The organism is Streptomyces sp. P13-3-3 (genome assembly GCF_050571355.1).
Lineage (GTDB): Bacteria > Actinomycetota > Actinomycetes > Streptomycetales > Streptomycetaceae > Streptomyces > Streptomyces althioticus.
Genome location: NZ_CP192228.1, coordinates 1,291,496 through 1,309,914 on the forward strand (window position 1 = coordinate 1,291,496; position 18,419 = coordinate 1,309,914).

Here is an 18,419-nt window from a genome sequence, read left to right on the forward strand (position 1 = left end):
CCCTGTCTCGGGGTGTGGGACGAACGCCTCCGCCGCGGCCCGGGCACACTACGCTTCCCCCCATGACCACGCTCTCGCCGTTCGACTCGATGTCCCCGGTCAGCCAGGCCGCCTACCGCGCCAAGGGCGCCGCCGCCACCCTCGCGCCGCTGCCGCGCGCCGCCAAGGACGACGCGCTGCTCGCCATCGCGGACGCGCTGGAGGTCCGCACGAGCGAGATCGTCGAGGCCAACGCCCAGGACGTGGCGAAGGCGCGCGAGGCCGGCATCAGCGAGGGCATGATCGACCGGCTCACGCTCACCCCGGAGCGGGTCCGCGCCATCGCCGCCGACGTGCGGGACGTCGCCGCGCTGCCCGACCCGGTCGGCGAGGTCGTCCGCGGCTCGACCCTGCCCAACGGCATCGACCTGCGCCAGGTCCGGGTGCCCCTCGGCGTCGTCGGCATCATCTACGAGGGCCGGCCCAACGTGACGGTCGACGCCGCCGCCCTCTGCCTGAAGTCGGGCAACGCGGTCCTGCTGCGCGGCTCCTCCTCCGCCTACCGCTCCAACACCGCGCTGGTGCGGGTGCTGCGCGACGCCGTGCACGGCGCGGGCCTGCCCGCCGACGCCGTCCAGATGGTCCCCGGGGAGAGCCGGGACAGCGTGCGGGAGCTGATGCGCGCCCGCGGCCTGGTCGACGTGCTGATCCCGCGCGGCGGCGCCTCGCTGATCAACACGGTCGTGCAGGAGTCCACCGTCCCCGTCATCGAGACCGGCACCGGCAACTGCCACGTCTATGTCGACGCCCACGCCGACCTCGACATGGCCGTCGACATCCTGGTCAACAGCAAGGCGCAGCGCGTCGGCGTGTGCAACGCGGCCGAGACGCTGCTGGTGCACCAGGACATCGCCGCCGAGTTCCTGCCCCGCGCGCTGGACGCCCTCGCCGACGCCGGGGTGACCGTGCACGCCGACGAGCGCGTGATGGCGTACGCCAAGGACTCCCGGGCCACCGTCGTGGAGGCCACCACGGAGGACTGGGAGACCGAGTACCTGTCCTACGACATCGCCGCAGCGGTGGTCGACTCCCTGGACCGGGCGGTCGAGCACATCCGGCTGTGGACCTCCGGCCACACCGAGGCCATCGTCACCACCTCGCAGCAGGCCGCCCGCCGGTTCACCCAGCTGGTGGACTCCACCACGGTCGCGGTGAACGCCTCCACCCGGTTCACCGACGGCGGCCAGTTCGGCTTCGGCGCGGAGATCGGCATCTCCACGCAGAAGCTGCACGCCCGCGGTCCCATGGGCCTGCCCGAGCTGACCAGCACGAAGTACATCGTCACCGGCGACGGCCACACCAGGCGCTGAGCGGCCCGCCCGCCGGCGCGGCCCGGCGGGGCGGTGTCCGGTGGGCGGACGAATTTCCGTACCGTCTGCCCAAAATGACCCCCCAGGTCTACTCTGGACGCGTGCCGGAGGACGTGGGGGGCACGCCGTTCCCGGACGGCTGGAAGCCCGACGACGACGACCACGACCGCGGGGTGTCGGACGAAGAGTTCGCCTCCGTGGTCTTCGACGAGGCCTTCGTACAGGCGGCCGCGGTGCACGAGCCGACCGCCGTCGAACGCCTCCTGGCCGCCGCGCAGGCCAGAGCCGAGGCCTCCGAGGCCGAGGCCCACCGCGCCCGCCCCCGGCGGTACGACGACGGCTACGGCGGCTACCGCGCCGGGGGCCACGACCCCGACGACGAGGACGCCGACGCCCCGGAGGCCGAGTACGGCTCCCCCTACGGCAGACAGGTCCGCTGGCACCGCCCGGTCGCCTGGATGCTCGCCCTGGTGATGGGCGTCGGCATGGTCGCGCTCGCCTTCTCGGCGGTCTACCGGGGCGGCTCCGCGCAGCGCCAGGAACCCGCCCCGCCGCCCGCCACCACCGGCGTCGGCCAGGGCGCCGGCGCGGCGCCCTCCGCGTCGGCCGACTACTCCCGGCCGGCCGTCCCGGTGATCCCCTCCGCCGGGCCCTGACCCCTGCTCCGCCTTGGTGAGAACCTGTCAGAAGTTGGGTCCCCGGCGGGCGTTTACGGGCACCCCGCCAGACCTACCCTGAAGGTATGGGAGAGCCTTCGGACCCGCCCGAGGGGACGCCCGAGGGAGCCCCCCGAGGCGGCGACGACGAGTACCGGTCCGTCGTCTTCGACGAGACCTTCGTGCGCGCTGCCCGGCTCCAGGAGTTCTCCGCGCAGGAGCGCATCACCGATCACACGCCCGCCGTGCGCCGCCTCCCGCCGGCCCGCCGCAGCGGCCTCTCCCGGCAGGCACTGGTCCTGGTCCTGCTGATCGCCGTGGCCTTCGGCACCGCCGTCTACATGGGCGTACGCCACCCATACCGCACCCCCGCCGCCGAGCGGCCTGCGGAGCCCTTACGGATGACCGTGGTGCCCCTGGCCCCCGAGGGCGCGGTGCCCGGCGCCCGCGACGTCGACCAGCTGTACACGCACAGTCCCGCCGCCCACTTCCGCGCCGGCGCCGAGGGCGTCCCCCTCCCGCCGACCCGGCGCACCGCGAACTTCTCCGACGACCAGGTGGTGTCCGCCCTGCTCACCGCCCGGGACTACGTCGTACGCTCCGCCCTCGACCCGGCCGTCGTCACCGGCCGTGAGACCCGCGCCGTACGGGTGCTGCTCGACTCCCGCCAGCAGGAACAGTTCGACGAGAGCCTCGACCGGCCCGCCGCCGACGGACGGCACGCGGTCACCGGATGGCTCGTCCGCTTCGACCCCGCCCACGTGCGGCTCGCCGACCCGCACATCCGGGTCCGGGGCACCCTCCAGGCCGCCGAGGCCGACTCCGGGACGCTGGAGGTCACCACCGACCACACCGTCGTCTACGCGCTCCGCCCGGCCGGCGCGGGCCCGGACACGGAGGCGTCCCTGTTCACGGTCCGCCGCGAGCTGCGGTTCCGCTTCGACCGCGAGGACCTGCGGCTGCACCAGGCGGAGCTGGTCGTCTCCCACGTGCAGGCCGGCCCCCAGTCCTGCGCCCTGGACCCGGCCCCGGTTTTGCACCCCCTGCTCGCCGGCCAGCGCGCCCCGCGCACCGCCCCGCCCGGCACCGACCCCTACGCGCCCGACACCACCGCCCCGGCGCTCTGCGGCACCCTGGCGGACACGGCCCAGCCCCGGCTGTGAGCAGCCCGTGGACGCACGCCGCGCGCCCGCCTGACAGGTGCCCGCACATGGGCCGCGCGCGGGCTGTGAGCGGCGGTGTGCGGTCGGCCGGACGCTGCGCTCCGGAGGCGGCTGCGCACCGCTGTGTGCGGGGGCCGGTGCCGGACGGCCGGGTCTCCGGCCCGTCCGGGGAACGGGGGCGAAGCCGCGCCAGGGTGGCCGGACGCCGCCGCGCCCGCCGGACGCCGCCGCGCCCGCCGGACGGTGCCGGGGCGGCCGGACGGTGCCGGGTCTGCCGGACCCCGCTGCGCCTGCCGGACGCCGATGGTCCCGCCGGACGCCGCCGCGCCCGCCGGACGGTGCGGCGGCCGGGCGTCACGGCCGCCGGCCGCCGGCAGCGCGTGGTACGTCAGGTGATCGGCGCGCCCGCCCGGCCGCCGTGCCCGCGACGCGCACCCGCGGTCGGGCGAGGGTGGGCAGGACCGGGCGCGCTCCGAGGGCCGCGCCCCAGGCGCGCACGCAGGCCGCTCGGCCTGTCCCGTGTCACCCGCTCACGCCTGGTCGCGCGGAGGGCTCCCGTCGGTGTCGCCGTCGCCGTCGCCGTCCGGGCGGGACGGACCCGGCTTGGAGCCCGTGAAGCCGCCGAAGCCGCGGCGGACCCGGCCGCCCAGGTCGCCGGCGCCGCCCGCGATGTCGCTGACCAGCTTCATCAGCGGGTCCTTGGAGGTCCGCATCTCGTCGGCGTAGGTGCTGGCCGACTCCCGCCAGGAGTCCCGCACCGACGCCTCCTTGTCGTCCTCGCGGCGCGGGTAGTGGCCGTCCATGATCCGCTGGAAGTCCCGGGAGGCCGCCCACTTCTTCAGCTCGGCCGCCCGCACCGTGGTGAACGGGTGCGAGCGCGGCAGCACGTTGAGGATCTTCAGCACGGAGTCGCGCAGGTCCCCGCCCGACTCGTACTCCTCGGCCTGCTCCAGGAACGCGTCGACGTTCATCTCGTGCAGGTGGTTGCCGCCCGCGATCTTCATCAGGCCGCGCATCGACGCCTGGACGTCCTGCCCCACCAGCAGCCCCGCGCGGTCCGCGGACAGCTCCGACTTGCGGAACCACTCCCGCAGCGCGGTCACGATCGCCATGATCGCCACGTTCCCCAGCGGGATCCAGGCGACCCGGACCGCCAGCGACGTCAGGAACAGCAGGACCGTCCGGTACACCGAGTGGCCGGACAGCGCGTGCCCGACCTCGTGACCGACGACCGCCCGCATCTCCTCCTCGTCGAGCAGTTCCACCAGACCCGTGGTCACCACGATGATCGGCTCGTCGAGCCCGATGCACATCGCGTTGGGGTTCGGGTCCTGGTTGACGTACATCGGCGGGACCTTCTGCAGGTCCAGGATGTAGCAGGCGTCCCGCAGCATGTCGTTGAGATGCGCGAACTGCCGGTCCGAGACCCGCACCGAGTCGGACAGGAACAGCAGCCGCAGACTCCGCTCGGGCAGCAGCCCGCTCAGCGCCTTGAAGACCGTGTCGAACCCGCTCAGCTTCCGCAGCGCCACCAGCGCGGAACGGTCGGCGGGGTGTTCGTACGCACGCGAGGAGATCCCGGGGAAACGCCTGCGCTGCCTGCCGGGCACCCTCTCGTGCCCGTTGTGCTGGTGGCCGTCGGACATGTATCCCCCATGTGCGTCTGATGGACCTGCGCGGTCGCCGGTGCGGCCCCCGCTCCCCCGCGGCGGGACCCAGCCTAGGCGGGATTCCCGTGCGCGGGCAGGGGGACGGCCGCTCCGTGCGGCCCCACGCGGAAGGACGACAGGGCACCGGGCAACGGTTGCCTGCCCCCGCCGGGACGGCCGCACAGGGGCGCCGCACGCCCGCAACGGCGGAGTCGGCGTGATCGCCGGGAAGCCGCCCGCATACGATGAGCGCACGTCTTTATCCCGCCCACACGCGATAGGTCCTGCCGAAGATGAGCTTCCCCAGCACCGCTGCCCAGATGGTCACCCTCGCCGCCGAGGGCGGAGAGCACGGCGGCAACCACGAGAGCCTCAGCCCCTACCTCACCGGCGGCGGCGCCCTGTTCGTGCTGCTGCTCCTGCTGTGGATCACCACCCGCTTCAACCGCGACCGCTGAGCCGCCGGGCCCTCGCCCGGAGGGCACTGGCGCACGAGGCCCACAGGCCGGGCCGGTAGGGTCTGCACGCATGGGAGAGCAGGACATGCCTACCGGCCCCGGCACCGGCCCGGTCGCGCGGGGCAAGCGCCGTCTGGGCGTCATGGGCGGCACTTTCGACCCGATCCACCACGGGCACCTGGTGGCGGCCAGCGAGGTGGCCGCGCAGTTCCACCTCGACGAGGTGGTCTTCGTCCCCACCGGCCAGCCGTGGCAGAAGAGCCACCGCGCGGTCTCGCCCGCCGAGGACCGCTACCTGATGACGGTCATCGCCACCGCCGAGAACCCCCAGTTCTCGGTCAGCCGCATCGACATCGACCGCGGCGGACCCACCTACACCGTGGACACCCTGCGCGACCTCGACGCGCTCAACCCGGACACGGACCTGTTCTTCATCACCGGCGCCGACGCCCTCGCCCAGATCCTGACCTGGCGCGACAGCGAGGAGCTGTTCTCCCTGGCACACTTCATCGGCGTGACCCGGCCCGGCCACCATCTGACCGACGCCGGCCTGCCCGAGGGCGGAGTCTCGCTCGTGGAGGTCCCGGCCCTCGCCATCTCCTCCACGGACTGCCGTGCGAGAGTCGCCAAGGGAGACCCCGTCTGGTACCTGGTGCCGGACGGTGTCGTGCGCTACATCGCCAAGCGCCAGCTGTATCGCGGCGAGTGAGCCGAGAGGGGCACCGGTGAACGAGGGATACGACGCGGGACACGGGGACGGGGGCCCGTACGAGCTCGTCGGCTACGACGAGTACGGCCGGCCGGTCTACCGGCAGGCCGTCGATCAGCAGACGCAGCAGCAGTACGACCCCTACGGCGGGCAGGGCGGCCAGACCCAGCAGGGCTACGGCTACGACCCCTACGCGACCGGCGGCCACCAGCAGCCCGCCTACGACCCGTACGGCAACGGCGGCGGCTACGGCTACGACCCGTACGCCACGGGCGGCCACCAGCAGCCCGCCCACGACCCCTACGGGCAGAGCACGCACCCCGGCGGCACCGGACAGCAGCCCCGGGTGACCGAGCAGACCGCGTACATACCCGAGCAGACCGGCCACGCCCCCGAGCGCACCGCTCACATCCCGCAGCAGGCCCGCCCGGCCGACGACGCGAGGGACGACGGCGACGGCCCGGCCCCCGACTACCGGACCGAGCAGTTCGCCTTCGTCGAGGAGCCCGACGACGACTCCGAGGACGTCATCGACTGGCTCAAGTTCACCGAGAACCGCACCGAGCGCCGCGAGGAGGCCCGCCGCCGCGCCCGCAGCCGGATCATCGCCCTCACCGTGGTGTTCGCGCTGGTCGTCGCCGGCGGCGTCGGCTACCTCTGGTACGCCGGGAAGCTCCCCGGCCTCTCCTCCTCGGACAAGGGCACCGGCACCACCACCGCCGCGGGCGCGCAGAAGCGGGACGTGCTCGTCGTCCACCTGCACGACACCGAGAACGGTGGCACCTCCACCGCGCTGCTCGTCGACAACGCCACCACGAAGCAGGGCACCACCGTGCTGCTGCCCAACTCCCTCGCCCTGACCGCCGAGGACGGCACCACCACCACGCTCGCCAAGTCCGTCGAGGACGACGGCTCCGAGGGCACCAGGACCGCCCTCGACACCGTCCTCGGCACCGACATCGAGGGCACCTGGCGGCTGGACACCCCCTTCCTGCTCACCATCGTCGACCTGGTCGGCAACATCGAGGTCGACACCGACGCCGACGTGCCCGACCCGGACGCCAAGAAGAAGGGCCAGGCGCCGCTGGTCAGGAAGGGCAAGGGCCAGACCCTCAGCGGCAAGATGGCCGTCGCCTACGCCACCCACCGCGGCCCCGGCGAAGCCCAGGACGCCCAGCTGGAGCGGTTCGGCCAGGTGCTGCACGGGGTGCTGCGCAAGCTGACCTCCGACCCGGACGCCGCCACGACCACCGTCCAGACCCTCGGCCAGATCATCGAGCCGCCGCTCACCGACGCGGACCTCGGCGCCTTCCTCGCCGGGCTCTCCGACCTGGCCAAGGGCGGCGACCACCGCACCCAGCTGCTGCCCGTCGAGGAGGACGGCACGCTCACCGCCGAGGCGAGCGAAGGCGTGGTCAAGGACGTCCTCGGCGGCACCGCCAAGAGCCCCGACCGGGACGCCGCGGTCACCGTCTCCGTGCGCAACGCCACCGGAGACGAGGACAACACCGAGAAGGCCCGCGTGGTGCTGCTCAACGGCGGCTTCACCTTCCTGGAGGGAGGCACCGCCGGCTCCGCCGAGTCCGCCTCCGAGGTCGTCTACGCCGACCCCGCGGAGAAGGAGAACGCCGCCGAGGTCGCCAAGACCCTGGGTCTGCCCGCCGACGCCGTCACCAAGGGCAAGGTCTCCGGCAACGCGCGCGTGGCGGTCGTCCTCGGCCAGGACTACGACCCGGGCTCCCAGTGAGGGCGGGCGCACCCCGCGTGACGACGTGGGGTGCGCCCGGCGGTCCGTGAGACCCTGGAGGTCAACCGACCGTCGACCGAAAGCCACGCAGTGACCGCAACCGACCGTTCCATCGAGCTCGTCCACACCGCCGCCCAGGCGGCCGCCGACAAGCTCGCGCACGACATCGTCGCCTACGACGTCAGTGACGTGCTGTCCATCACCGACGCATTCCTGCTGGCCTCCGCGCCGAACGACCGCCAGGTCAAGTCGATCGTCGACGAGATCGAGGAGCGGCTCGGCAAGGAGCTCGGCGCCAAGCCGGTCCGCCGCGAGGGCGACCGCGAGGCCCGCTGGGTGCTGCTCGACTACGTCGACATCGTCGTCCACGTCCAGCACAGCGAGGAGCGGGTCTTCTACGCCCTGGAGCGGCTCTGGAAGGACTGCCCCGAGCTGGACCTCCCCGAGGACGCCAAGGCCACCCGCGGCAAGGCCGCCGAGCACGCCAAGCTCCAGGAGGCCGAGGAGGCGACCGAGCCGGGGGGTGAGTGGCGGTGAGCGCCACCGGTGAGGTGAGCGGCTCCGCGCGCCGGAGCCGCCGCGTCATCCTGTGGCGGCACGGCCAGACCTCCTGGAACGTGGAGCGCCGCTTCCAGGGCTCCACGGACGTCGAGCTGACCGAGACCGGCGTCGCCCAGGCCCGCCGGGCCGCCCGTCTGCTCGCGAGCCTCCGGCCTGACGCCATCGTCGCCTCGGACCTGCGGCGGGCCGCGGCCACCGCCGCCGAGCTTGCCGCGCTCACCGGCCTCGACGTCGTCCACGAGGAGGGCCTGCGGGAGACCTACGCGGGCGTCTGGCAGGGCCTGACGCACGACGAGATCATCGCCCGCCACGGCGAGGAGTACGCCGCGTGGAAGCGCGGCGAGCCCGTCCGCCGCGGCGGCGGCGAGCTGGAGACCGAGGTCGCCGACCGCGCCGCCCCCGTGGTGCTGCGGCACGCCGAGAAGCTCCCCGAGGACGGGACGCTCGTGGTCGTCAGCCACGGCGGGACCATCCGCACCACCATCGGCCGGCTGCTCGGCCTGGACCCGCGCAGCTGGGAGAGCCTGGGCGGCCTCAGCAACTGCTGCTGGTCCGTCCTCGGCGAGGGCGCCCGGGGCTGGCGGCTGATGGAGCACAACGCCGGCACCCTGCCGGAGCCGGTGCTCGGCGACGACACCTGAGGACGGCCGTGCCCGCCGCCGGGGCCTCCGGCGGCGGCCGTGCGACCCGCCCCGCGGGGTCCCGGACCCGGATTTCACTTTCTGGCAGGTCGCAGGCTAAAGTTCTTCTTGTTCGCCCCGCCGAGCGGAGCGAAACCAGGAAGTCACTTCATGTGGCGGCCAGGGGCTATAGCTCAGTTGGTAGAGCGCCTGCATGGCATGCAGGAGGTCAGGAGTTCAATTCTCCTTAGCTCCACATGATGAAGATCCCGTCTCCCTCAGCGGAGGCGGGATTTTTTGTCGTCCGCCGATGAGCACGGCGGTGTTCTCGGACGTATACCTCTACGAGGCGTAGAGCCGTGTCCCTACCGGTACCACGGCGTCGCTGACCGTATTGGCCCGGTCGTGGCAGAATCAAACGACCGGAAGGGGGCGCGGCCCGACGGGAGGGAGTTGTGATGCCTGCGAGCATCCTCGAGGAGGTCGACCACCTCCTCGGAGCGGTGTCGACCCGACGGACCTCTACGCGTCTCAGCTGCCCTTCCTGCGGTTCCGCACACGTCGCCCAGGTGCTCGGCGACAACGGCGGGATCTCCTACGTGTGCACGGCCTGCGGCCACAGCTGGAGCTGACCGATGGGTGCACACAGGCGGAAGTGCGACTGGTGCGGCAGCGGCACGCCCATCGTCCGCGACATGGAGCCGATCAACCCCGACTACCAGTACTGGTGCGAGGAGTGCGCGCGGGCGCTGATCATAAAAGGCGACCCCATCGAGACGTACCGGGAACTCGAGGGGGAGCCGATCTACGGCCGGCTGCTCGAGGAGCACTGCACCCTCAAACGCTTCTACTCGTTCGTGACGGCCTGAGCGCCCGAGGGCGGGGGAGCGTCAGGGAGCGTCCCAGCGAGGGCGGGCGTTCCGGGCGGAACCGGGCGAAGCGAAACCGATTTGGTGTTGGGCCGGGGGGACCGTGTAAAGTTGGCGTCGCCGCCGGGGAAACCCGGGGGAACACCGCAAGGGGCTATAGCTCAGTTGGTAGAGCGCCTGCATGGCATGCAGGAGGTCAGGAGTTCAATTCTCCTTAGCTCCACAGAAGTCGAGGGCGGATCATCCGAACGGATGGTCCGCCCTCGGTCGTTGTGCGCACGCCTCGGACCGTGCCGCACACCGCACGCGAACGGCCCTCTCCGGCGGCCTGGACCGCCGGAGAGGGCCGGCTGCGTGTGTGTCGCCCCCCGTCAGTGCGTCAGCGCCCCAGAGCGCGCCTGCCGCGCCCCTGGGAGAGCACCGGAAGGTTCCGGGACGGCGCCTTCGCCTGGGGCGCCGATTCCTCGATGCGCAGGGCCAGCGCCGGACAGCGGCGCACCGCGCGCAGCGCCTTCGCCTCCGCGTACCGCGGCACCTGCGCCTGAGCCACCGTCGGGAAGCCGTCCGCGCCGAGCTGGAAGACCTCCGGGAGGAGGTCCGCGCACAGCCCGTGGCCCCGGCACAGCGTCCAGTCGACGAAGATCTTCTGACGGCTGGGGCCGTTCTTGTCCTCGTCCTCGCCGCCCGGGATGCCCGTCGGGGTCGCGCCGCCCTCGAAGAGGGGCAGCACGCCGGTCACGGGCCGCCCGCAGCCGTTGCCGAGGGCGTGCAGCGCGATGTCCTCGGTGAACGCCTTCAGCGTCGACTCCAGGAACATCGCCGAGCCGTCCGGGTGCGAACAGGCCCCGCGCCGCTTCACGTTCTTCGCGACCTGCCGGACCGCCTCGAGCGCGGCCGCGCCACCGCCGTTGAGGATGTCCTCCAGGCCCCGCGCGGCGGCCGGGAGCCCGAGGTAGCAGGGGCCGCACTGGTTGGCGCTCTCCTGCGCCAGCCACTTGGCCACCATCAGCGATTCGCCCAGCGGGCAGGTGTCCTGACTGATCGGCAGGATCGCGCCAGCGCCCAGCGAACCGCCCACCGCGTCCAGCGAGTTGCGGGAGACGATCGCCTCGTTCACGGTCGCCGCGTCGATCCACTTGCCGTGGTAGCCGCCCGTGAGCACCCCCTGCGGGACCGGCGGGGCGCCGGCCAGCTGGAGCACGTAGCGCAGCGGCACGCCGGTGGGGACCTCGACCACCATCGGGCGGGCCACCGCCCCGGACACCGTGAGCATCACGGTGCCCGGCTCGTCGTACAGGCCGGTGTTGCCGTAGCGCTCGGGGCCGATGCGGGCGGCGATGGCGAGCTGGGCGAACGTCTCGGCGTTGGACAGCAGCGTGGGCGCGCCGCCCACACCGCTCTTGGAGGCGCTGGTCTTGCGGCCCGGCGGGATGGCCGGGCCGCCGTCGATGGAGCGGATCAGGGAGGCGGCGGCCCCCGTCACCATGCGCACCGGGTTGCGCTGCACCCGGGCGCGCAGCGCCGAGCGGCGGCCGTTGCTCAGGCCGCGCTCGGCGAGCGCCTGTTCCATCGAACGCTGCGTCGACTCACGGGTGACCCCCACCACGAGCGTGCGGGCACCCATGGCCTCGGCGCACAGCAGCGCGCCGTCCAGGATGAGGTGCGGCGCCCGGTTGATGAGCACCGTGTCCTTGCGGCAGGCCGGTTCGTCCTCGCTGCCGTTGACGACGACGACCGGCCGGACGCCGCGCTTGATCGCCGATTCGGCGACCGAGCGCAGCTTCTTGTGGAAGGGGAAGCCCGCGCCGCCGCGGCCCCTGAGGTTGATGCGCTCGGCGAGCTGCGTGAGCTGCTCACCGCCCAGGGGCTCGAGCGGGCCGTGCACCTTGAGGTGCATCTGAAGATCGAGCCTGTCGACAAGGTCGAAACCCGACGTGAGCTGGGGAAGCCCCACGACGCGGACTTCGGGGACGTCGGGCAGGGCCTCGTTCACTTAAAGCCTCCGGAAGGCGTGTTCCAAGGTTCGCCCGACCCCGGTGCGTCGAAGTCGTAGGACGACGAGGGCACACCGGGGGTTGGTGCATTGGCGGGACCGCTGTTGTACGTGTCACCCGGGTTGTACGTGCCGTAGAGGGTGTTCGTCTCAGCGGTGTCGTACACATCACTCGACCCGTAGCCGGAGGCGACCGAATTGTTGTAGGTCGGGATGGTGTATCCGGTGTCGTTGAGCGGGTCGTAGGCCGACGGAGGGGCCTCGCCGACCGGCGGCGGGGACGGGATCGGCCAGCTGCCCGAGGTGCTGGAGGGCGAGTCCACGCGGGGTATCGCCTCCGTGGCCCCGAGGTCCGGCATCTCCATGCGGGCGGTGGCGTCCGTGAGCGGATTCTGCGCGGCGGACTGCCGGGGGGACACCGCGCGGTAGGCGGCCGCGAAGCCGTTCGCCGGTTCCGGGGCCGGGTCGGGGGCGTCGTACGCCGGGCGCTCGGAGCGCGGCCGGCCGTCGTCCCGGGCGCTGCCGCCGCCGTAACCGGGCAGGGCGGACTCGGCGTTGCGTGCCCTGGCCTCCTCCAGCCGGCTGCCCGGCTGCTGGTCGAGGCCCAGCAGCGAGGTGATCCTGTCGGCCACCTTGCGCTTGACCGGGCGCGGGGAGGCCCGCAGCACCAGGGCCACGAACACGCCGAACAGCGACAGGCCGTACAGGATCATGAAGATCGGCTTGGCCGCTCGACCCGCGTAGAGGCCGTGCACCAGCGCCGCGCACCAGGCCGGGTAGGCCAGCATGTGCACCGCGCGCCAGCGGGCGGCGACCTCCGCCGGGGAGGCGAAGCGGTTGCGCAGGACGCCGGTGATCGCCACGAAGATCATCAGCATGCCGGCCAGGGTGCCGAGGCCGATCAGGAAGCTCCGCCCCATGACGGCCTCGTCGTCGGTGAGGACGAGCCCGAAGGGGATCACGGCCGCGATCCACGAGGTGTGGTCCAGCGCCAGCTTGATCACGATGTGGATCAGCAGGAAGAAGACGGCTCCGACCGCCGTGGTCCGGTGCACCGCCTGCGCGATGATCCGCTGCCGGGGGCCGAGCAGGATCCGGTCCTGCGCCACGAGACCCCAGATCACGGAGCAGCTGAGGCAGACGAGCGACAGGACGCCGACGCCGAAGTTGAGGAAGTCGACGAACCAGTCGTCCGCCGTGCTGTCGTCCGGCCTCACGACGCACCTCCGGACGTCCGGACGCACAGCGGGTACGACGGAGTCGCAGCCGACCTGCCCCGAGCGGGGGGTGGGCTGCCGAGTGGACGAGGGTTCATGGGGGCAACTCCGAACGGTTCGGTAAAGCGGTCCCGCTGCCGAACTCTAAGCCTCGTCGTACCCGTCAGTACCAGCTTTGAGTTATTGCGCTGTTATCAAAGGACAATGAGGCCGTTGTGTTGTCCGCTTAGGGGTTGTTACGCGAAGTAACTTTTGACCATTGTTCAGTGCCTTGTGGAAGGGCGTCGCGGCGAGATCCGTCCCTGCGGTACCCTGACCGCATGCGTGCCGTACGCCTTCTGCTTAGCGAGCCGCGCTGATCAGTCCCGACCGCCGATGTTCCGGCAGGTCGGAATCGGCGCGGCGTCCCCTCCTGTGCGAGGGGTTTTTTCATTTCCAGGAAGTCGCAGCAGCAGGCAGAGACGATCGATGGAGCTTTGAGGATCATGAGCGAGACGAACCCCGCAGCCGCGGAGGCCGCGCCGCACCGCTACACGGCGGCCCTGGCCGCCGAGATCGAGGCACGCTGGCAGGACTTCTGGGACGCCGAGGGCACGTACGCGGCGCCCAACCCCAAGGGTGACCTGGCGGGTGATCCGGAGCTGGTCGCGCGGCCCAAGAAGTTCATCATGGACATGTTCCCGTACCCCTCGGGTGCGGGCCTGCACGTCGGACACCCCCTGGGCTACATCGCCACCGACGTCTACGCCCGCTTCCAGCGCATGACCGGGCACAACGTCCTGCACACCCTGGGCTTCGACGCCTTCGGCCTGCCCGCCGAGCAGTACGCGGTGCAGACCGGCACGCACCCCCGCGTGTCCACCGAGGCCAACATGAAGAACATGCAGGTCCAGCTGCGCCGGCTGGGCCTGGGCCACGACAAGCGCCGGTCCTTCGCGACGATCGACCCGGACTACTACAAGTGGACCCAGTGGATCTTCCTGCAGATCTTCAACTCCTGGTACGACCAGGACGCGAAGAAGGCCCGCCCGATCTCCGAGCTGGTCGCGCAGTTCGAGTCCGGTGAGCGCGAGGTCCCCGGACACACCCGTCCCTGGAGCGAGCTGACCGAGGCCGAGCGCGCCGACGTCCTGGGCGAGTTCCGCCTGGCCTACGCCTCCGACGCGCCCGTCAACTGGTGCCCCGGCCTGGGCACCGTGCTGGCCAACGAGGAGGTCACCGCCGACGGCCGCTCCGAGCGCGGCAACTTCCCCGTCTTCAAGGCCAAGCTGCGCCAGTGGAACATGCGCATCACGGCCTACGCCGACCGGCTGCTGGACGACCTGGACGCCCTGGACTGGCCCGAGGCGATCAAGCTGCAGCAGCGCAACTGGATCGGTCGCTCCGAGGGCGCCCGCGTCGACTTCCCGATCGACGGGGAGAAGATCACCGTCTTCACGACCCGCCCCGACACCCTGTTCGGCGCCACCTACATGGTGCTGGCGCCCGAGCACCCGCTGGTCGAGAAGTTCACCCCGGCCGCCTGGCCCGAGGGCACCCACGACGTGTGGACCGGCGGCCACGCCACGCCCGCCGAGGCCGTCGCCGCCTACCGCGCGCAGGCCGCCTCCAAGTCCGACGTCGAGCGGCAGGCCGAGGCCAAGGACAAGACCGGCGTCTTCACCGGCGCCTACGCGACCAACCCGGTCAACGGGCAGAAGGTGCCCGTCTTCATCGCCGACTACGTCCTGATGGGCTACGGCACCGGCGCGATCATGGCCGTCCCCGGCCACGACACCCGCGACTTCGCCTTCGCCCGCGCCTTCGAACTGCCCGTCGTGTGCGTGGTCGAGCCGACCGACGGCCGCGGCACCGACCCCGCCACGTGGGACGACGCCTTCGTCTCCCACGACGCCACGATCGTCAACTCCTCCAACGAGCACGTCTCCCTGGACGGCCTGGACGTCACCGAGGCCAAGGCCCGCATCACCGAGTGGCTGGAGCGCGAGGGCCACGGCGAGGGCACCGTCAACTTCCGCCTGCGCGACTGGCTGTTCAGCCGCCAGCGCTACTGGGGCGAGCCCTTCCCGATCGTCTACGACGAGGACGGCATCGCCCACGCGCTGCCCGAGTCGATGCTGCCGCTGGAGCTGCCCGAGGTCGACGACTACAGCCCCCGCACCTTCGACCCGGACGACGCCGACACCCAGCCCGAGACGCCGCTGTCCCGCAACGAGGACTGGGTCAACGTCACCCTGGACCTGGGCGACGGGCCGAAGAAGTACCGCCGCGAGACCAACACCATGCCCAACTGGGCCGGTTCCTGCTGGTACGAGCTGCGCTACCTGGACCCGAACAACGGCGAGAAGCTGGTCGACCCGCAGATCGAGCAGTACTGGATGGGCCCGCGCGAGGGCATGCCGCACGGCGGCGTCGACCTGTACGTCGGCGGCGCCGAACACGCCGTGCTGCACCTGCTGTACGCCCGCTTCTGGTCCAAGGTGCTGTACGACCTGGGGTACGTGTCCTCGGCCGAGCCGTTCCACAAGCTGTTCAACCAGGGCATGATCCAGGCCTACGTCTACCGCGACAGCCGCGGCATCGCCGTGCCGGCCGCCGAGGTGGAGGAGCGCGACGGCGGCTACTGGTACCAGGGCGAGCGCGTCACCCGCCTGCTGGGCAAGATGGGCAAGTCCCTGAAGAACGCGGTCACCCCCGACGAGATCTGCGCCGAGTACGGCGCCGACACGCTGCGCCTGTACGAGATGGCCATGGGCCCGCTGGACGTCTCCCGCCCGTGGGACACCCGCGCGGTCGTCGGCCAGTTCCGGCTGCTGCAGCGGCTGTGGCGCAACATCGTCGACGAGGCGAGCGGCGAGGTGACCGTCGTCGACACCGACGACGTCGACGAGGACACCCTGCGCGCCCTGCACAAGGCGATCGACGGCGTGCGCGGCGACCTGGAGGGCATGCGCTTCAACACCGCCATCGCCAAGGTCACCGAGCTGAACAACCACCTGACCAAGCGGGGCGGCCCGCTGCCGCGGCCGGTCGCGGAGTCGCTGGTGCTGCTGGTCGCGCCGCTGGCCCCGCACATCGCCGAGGAGCTGTGGCGCAAGCTGGGCCACACCGACTCCGTGGTGCACCGCGACTTCCCGGTGGCCGACCCGGCGTACGTGGTCGACGAGACCGTCACCTGCGTGGTCCAGATCAAGGGCAAGGTGAAGGCCCGGCTGGAGGTGTCCCCGGGCATCTCCGACGACGAGCTGGAGAAGACCGCCCTGGCCGACGAGCGCGTGGTCGCGGCGCTGGACGGCGCCGGGATCCGGAAGGTGATCGTGCGGGCGCCGAAGCTGGTGAACATCGTTCCGGCCTGACCCTTTGACCCTTACGGGTAGCCGTCGCGTCGTCTGCGGGCAGGTTCGGGGTTCCGCCGGAACTCCGGGCCTGCCCGTTGCGTTTACCGTGGAGAAGCGGCACGACATGTGCCGGCACCGACCGTGCGTGCCCGGAGGAGGAGCCTCGTGGAAGCGGTGTTCGCAGTGATCGCCCTGCTTTTCGTGCTCTTCGTGGCCCTGGGCGTGTACGCCACGGTGAAGGTCGTCGGCGCCGCCAAGCGCAGCGCGGACCGCCACATCCACCAGGCCCGCCGCACGGTCGAGGACCACACCCTGCGCGCCAAGGCGTTCGCGCAGACCGGTCCGGCCGGCGAGATCGCCCAGCTCCGGCTGAAGCTGCGCACCTCGATGCGGGCCACGCAGGACGCCCTGGAGGCGGTCGCCGCCGAGGACGGCTCCGTGAAGGAGTCCCTCGCCCTCTTCCAGCGCCTCAGCGCGCACGGCCACGAGCTGGACGCCGAACTGCGCCGCCTGGAAGGGGAGCCGGACCGCTCGACGCTGGCCGCGCGCCTGCCCGGCCTCCGCGAGCGCACCGAGCGCATCACCAGCTCCGCCGACTCCCTGCGCTGGGCCACCCGCGACCGCGCCCGCCGCTTCGCGGACGACGACCTCGACTCGCTGAGCGAGCAGATCGACATGGAGGCCGGCGCCCTGCGGCACTGGACCACCACGGACCAGCCGTCCACGCCCGCACCCCCGCGCTGGCCCGAGGCCCCGGCCGCCGACGCCGCCGGACCCGGCCAGACCTGGCCGGACACCGCCCGGCAGGAGGCGGAGCCGCGGCAGGGCGACGACCAGGAGCGGCCCGCCATCGCCCCGGCCGCCCCGCGCCCCGCCTACCCCTGGCAGAAGAAGCCGCGCCCCGAATCCACCACGTGACCGCCGCCTGAGCGGCACCGGCGCCCCGCGGCGGACGACGCCCCCACGAGCCCGGGCTGCCGCGGGGCCACCCCGGCAGGTAACCTCCAGCTCATGTCCCGCCATGTCGCGATCGTCACCGATTCAACGGCCTACCTTCCGGCCCGGACGATGGAGCGGCACGGCATCACGGCGGTACCCCTGACCGTGGTGCTGGGGGACCGCGCCCTCGAGGAGGGCACCGAGATCTCCACCCGCTCCCTCGCCCAGGCTTTGCAGAAGCGGCGTCCCGTCACGACGTCCCGGCCCAGCCCGGAGCTCTTCGCGGAGACCTACCGCAGGGCCGCCGAGTCCGGTGCGACCGGCATCGTCTCCCTCCATCTCTCCGCCGAGCTGTCCGGCACCTACGACGCGGCGGTCCTCGCGGCCCGTGAGGCGCCGGTGCCGGTCCGCGTGGTCGACACCGGCATGATCGCGATGGCGCTCGGCTTCTGCGCGCTCGCGGCCGCGGAGACGGCGGAGGCGGGCGGCACCGTGGACGAGGCGGTCACCGCGGCGGAGAAGCGAGCGGCGGGCACCTCGGCCTACTTCTACGTCGACACACTCGACTATCTGCGCCGGGGCGGCCGGATCGGCGCGGCCCAGGCGCTGTTGGGCTCCGCCCTCGCCGTCAAGCCGCTGCTCCAGCTGGCCGGAGGCCGCATCGAACCGCTGGAGAAGGTGCGGACGGCGTCCAGGGCCATCGCCCGCCTCGAGGAGATCGCGGCGGACCGGGCGGGAGGAGCCGAGGTGGACGTCGCCGTCCACCATCTCTCCGCCCCGGAACGCGCCTCCGCCCTGGCCGACCGGTTGCGCACCCGGCTGCCGGGGCTGTCGGAGCTGCACGTCAGCGAGGTGGGCGCGGTGATCGGGGCGCACACGGGGCCCGGGCTGCTGGGGGTCGTGGTCTCGGCGCGGTGAGGCTCGCGGGAGGCGTGGTTCCGGCGCGGTGAGGCTCGCAGGGAGACGTGTCCCCTCGGACGGGTGACGGCGTTTTCCACAACAGGGTGCCCGTCCACGGATTTCGACCATGATCATCGCGAGGGCGCGGTGGTGCCCCACCCTCGTCGCATGGCACTTCGATCACATACGCGTACCGCTGTTCCGACGAGTGGTCCGGGGCGCGGGCCCCTGTCCGACGGACGCGCCTCCCA

Annotated in this window: 16 protein-coding genes and 2 tRNA genes; 15 read left to right on the forward strand and 3 right to left on the reverse strand. The window is 72.3% G+C overall.

What is annotated here, in order from left to right; translation table 11 throughout:
• The first annotated feature begins 62 nt into the window (after positions 1-62).
• The 3 genes from ACQZOG_RS05855 to ACQZOG_RS05865 all read left to right on the forward strand — a co-directional run bounded on the left by ACQZOG_RS05855 (position 63) and on the right by ACQZOG_RS05865 (position 3,168).
• Entirely contained in the window at positions 63-1,349 is a 1,287-nt protein-coding gene (locus ACQZOG_RS05855) for a glutamate-5-semialdehyde dehydrogenase (protein ID WP_033275845.1), read from the forward strand.
• A 74-nt stretch (positions 1,350-1,423) separates the two neighbouring features.
• Positions 1,424-2,005 (forward strand): hypothetical protein, encoded by a 582-nt coding sequence (locus ACQZOG_RS05860; RefSeq protein ID WP_033275844.1) that lies wholly within the window; start codon positions 1,424-1,426, stop codon positions 2,003-2,005.
• An 86-nt stretch (positions 2,006-2,091) separates the two neighbouring features.
• Positions 2,092-3,168 carry a hypothetical protein gene (locus ACQZOG_RS05865; RefSeq protein WP_193455215.1) on the forward strand — a complete coding sequence of 359 codons (1,077 nt, stop codon included), beginning with the start codon at positions 2,092-2,094 and terminating at the stop codon, positions 3,166-3,168.
• Between the two features lie 530 nt (positions 3,169-3,698).
• Here the strand turns inward: ACQZOG_RS05865 and ACQZOG_RS05870 are convergent.
• Positions 3,699-4,814, reverse strand: coding sequence for a M48 family metallopeptidase (locus ACQZOG_RS05870; RefSeq protein ID WP_382002045.1), 1,116 nt, complete (start codon positions 4,812-4,814; stop codon positions 3,699-3,701).
• 296 nt (positions 4,815-5,110) lie between these two features.
• Between ACQZOG_RS05870 and ACQZOG_RS05875 the strand changes: the two genes are divergently transcribed.
• The 9 genes from ACQZOG_RS05875 to ACQZOG_RS05915 all read left to right on the forward strand — a co-directional run bounded on the left by ACQZOG_RS05875 (position 5,111) and on the right by ACQZOG_RS05915 (position 10,004).
• Positions 5,111-5,275: a hypothetical protein gene (locus tag ACQZOG_RS05875; RefSeq protein WP_006136080.1), complete on the forward strand. Its 165-nt coding sequence runs from the start codon at positions 5,111-5,113 to the stop codon at positions 5,273-5,275.
• A gap of 70 nt (positions 5,276-5,345) precedes the next feature.
• The gene (nadD, locus tag ACQZOG_RS05880) at positions 5,346-5,984 is read left to right on the forward strand and encodes a nicotinate-nucleotide adenylyltransferase (protein ID WP_019523116.1); all 639 of its coding nucleotides are present in this window, start codon (positions 5,346-5,348) and stop codon (positions 5,982-5,984) included.
• Between the two features lie 16 nt (positions 5,985-6,000).
• Positions 6,001-7,731 (forward strand): LCP family protein, encoded by a 1,731-nt coding sequence (locus ACQZOG_RS05885; RefSeq protein ID WP_430741343.1) that lies wholly within the window; start codon positions 6,001-6,003, stop codon positions 7,729-7,731.
• A gap of 90 nt (positions 7,732-7,821) precedes the next feature.
• Complete coding sequence (gene rsfS, locus ACQZOG_RS05890) at positions 7,822-8,268, forward strand: ribosome silencing factor (RefSeq protein ID WP_033275869.1); 447 nt, start codon at positions 7,822-7,824, stop codon at positions 8,266-8,268.
• Positions 8,259-8,933 carry a histidine phosphatase family protein gene (locus ACQZOG_RS05895; RefSeq protein WP_193468174.1) on the forward strand — a complete coding sequence of 225 codons (675 nt, stop codon included), beginning with the start codon at positions 8,259-8,261 and terminating at the stop codon, positions 8,931-8,933. Before rsfS ends, ACQZOG_RS05895 begins: the two co-directional genes overlap by 10 nt.
• Before the next feature lie 162 nt (positions 8,934-9,095).
• Positions 9,096-9,168 (forward strand) — tRNA-Ala (locus ACQZOG_RS05900).
• Positions 9,169-9,370: 202 nt separating this feature from the next.
• Positions 9,371-9,544 carry a hypothetical protein gene (locus tag ACQZOG_RS05905; protein ID WP_006136075.1) on the forward strand — a complete coding sequence of 58 codons (174 nt, stop codon included), beginning with the start codon at positions 9,371-9,373 and terminating at the stop codon, positions 9,542-9,544.
• A 3-nt stretch (positions 9,545-9,547) separates the two neighbouring features.
• Positions 9,548-9,781 carry a hypothetical protein gene (locus tag ACQZOG_RS05910; protein WP_006136074.1) on the forward strand — a complete coding sequence of 78 codons (234 nt, stop codon included), beginning with the start codon at positions 9,548-9,550 and terminating at the stop codon, positions 9,779-9,781.
• Between the two features lie 150 nt (positions 9,782-9,931).
• Positions 9,932-10,004, forward strand: a tRNA-Ala gene (locus tag ACQZOG_RS05915).
• A 156-nt stretch (positions 10,005-10,160) separates the two neighbouring features.
• Here the strand turns inward: ACQZOG_RS05915 and ACQZOG_RS05920 are convergent.
• The gene (locus ACQZOG_RS05920; RefSeq protein WP_430741344.1) at positions 10,161-11,774 is read right to left on the reverse strand and encodes a ferredoxin; all 1,614 of its coding nucleotides are present in this window, start codon (positions 11,772-11,774) and stop codon (positions 10,161-10,163) included.
• Positions 11,771-12,991 (reverse strand): ferric reductase-like transmembrane domain-containing protein, encoded by a 1,221-nt coding sequence (locus ACQZOG_RS05925; protein ID WP_261675006.1) that lies wholly within the window; start codon positions 12,989-12,991, stop codon positions 11,771-11,773. Before ACQZOG_RS05925 ends, ACQZOG_RS05920 begins: the two co-directional genes overlap by 4 nt.
• Before the next feature lie 485 nt (positions 12,992-13,476).
• On the opposite strand from ACQZOG_RS05925, the gene leuS reads away from it, so the two are divergent.
• The 3 genes from leuS (at position 13,477) to ACQZOG_RS05940 (ending at position 18,186) form a co-directional block, all read left to right on the forward strand.
• A complete protein-coding gene (gene leuS / locus ACQZOG_RS05930) occupies positions 13,477-16,347 on the forward strand; it encodes a leucine--tRNA ligase (RefSeq protein ID WP_193455211.1) in 2,871 nt (956 codons plus the stop codon).
• Positions 16,348-16,494: 147 nt separating this feature from the next.
• Entirely contained in the window at positions 16,495-17,247 is a 753-nt protein-coding gene (locus tag ACQZOG_RS05935) for a hypothetical protein (RefSeq protein ID WP_033275837.1), read from the forward strand.
• 93 nt (positions 17,248-17,340) lie between these two features.
• Positions 17,341-18,186 carry a DegV family protein gene (locus ACQZOG_RS05940; protein ID WP_033275836.1) on the forward strand — a complete coding sequence of 282 codons (846 nt, stop codon included), beginning with the start codon at positions 17,341-17,343 and terminating at the stop codon, positions 18,184-18,186.
• Positions 18,187-18,419 lie beyond the last annotated feature (233 nt).

What these genes read in the sequence shown, in the direction of transcription:
- ACQZOG_RS05855 (WP_033275845.1), top strand. Translation starts at nt 63, where the DNA reads ATGACCACGCTCTCGCCGTTCGACTCGATGTCCCCGGTCAGCCAGGCC.
- ACQZOG_RS05860 (WP_033275844.1), top strand. Translation starts at nt 1,424, where the DNA reads ATGACCCCCCAGGTCTACTCTGGACGCGTGCCGGAGGACGTGGGGGGC.
- ACQZOG_RS05865 (WP_193455215.1), top strand. Translation starts at nt 2,092, where the DNA reads ATGGGAGAGCCTTCGGACCCGCCCGAGGGGACGCCCGAGGGAGCCCCC.
- ACQZOG_RS05870 (WP_382002045.1), bottom strand. Translation starts at nt 4,814, where the DNA reads ATGTCCGACGGCCACCAGCACAACGGGCACGAGAGGGTGCCCGGCAGG.
- ACQZOG_RS05875 (WP_006136080.1), top strand. Translation starts at nt 5,111, where the DNA reads ATGAGCTTCCCCAGCACCGCTGCCCAGATGGTCACCCTCGCCGCCGAG.
- nadD (WP_019523116.1), top strand. Translation starts at nt 5,346, where the DNA reads ATGGGAGAGCAGGACATGCCTACCGGCCCCGGCACCGGCCCGGTCGCG.
- ACQZOG_RS05905 (WP_006136075.1), top strand. Translation starts at nt 9,371, where the DNA reads ATGCCTGCGAGCATCCTCGAGGAGGTCGACCACCTCCTCGGAGCGGTG.
- ACQZOG_RS05910 (WP_006136074.1), top strand. Translation starts at nt 9,548, where the DNA reads ATGGGTGCACACAGGCGGAAGTGCGACTGGTGCGGCAGCGGCACGCCC.
- leuS (WP_193455211.1), top strand. Translation starts at nt 13,477, where the DNA reads ATGAGCGAGACGAACCCCGCAGCCGCGGAGGCCGCGCCGCACCGCTAC.
- ACQZOG_RS05940 (WP_033275836.1), top strand. Translation starts at nt 17,341, where the DNA reads ATGTCCCGCCATGTCGCGATCGTCACCGATTCAACGGCCTACCTTCCG.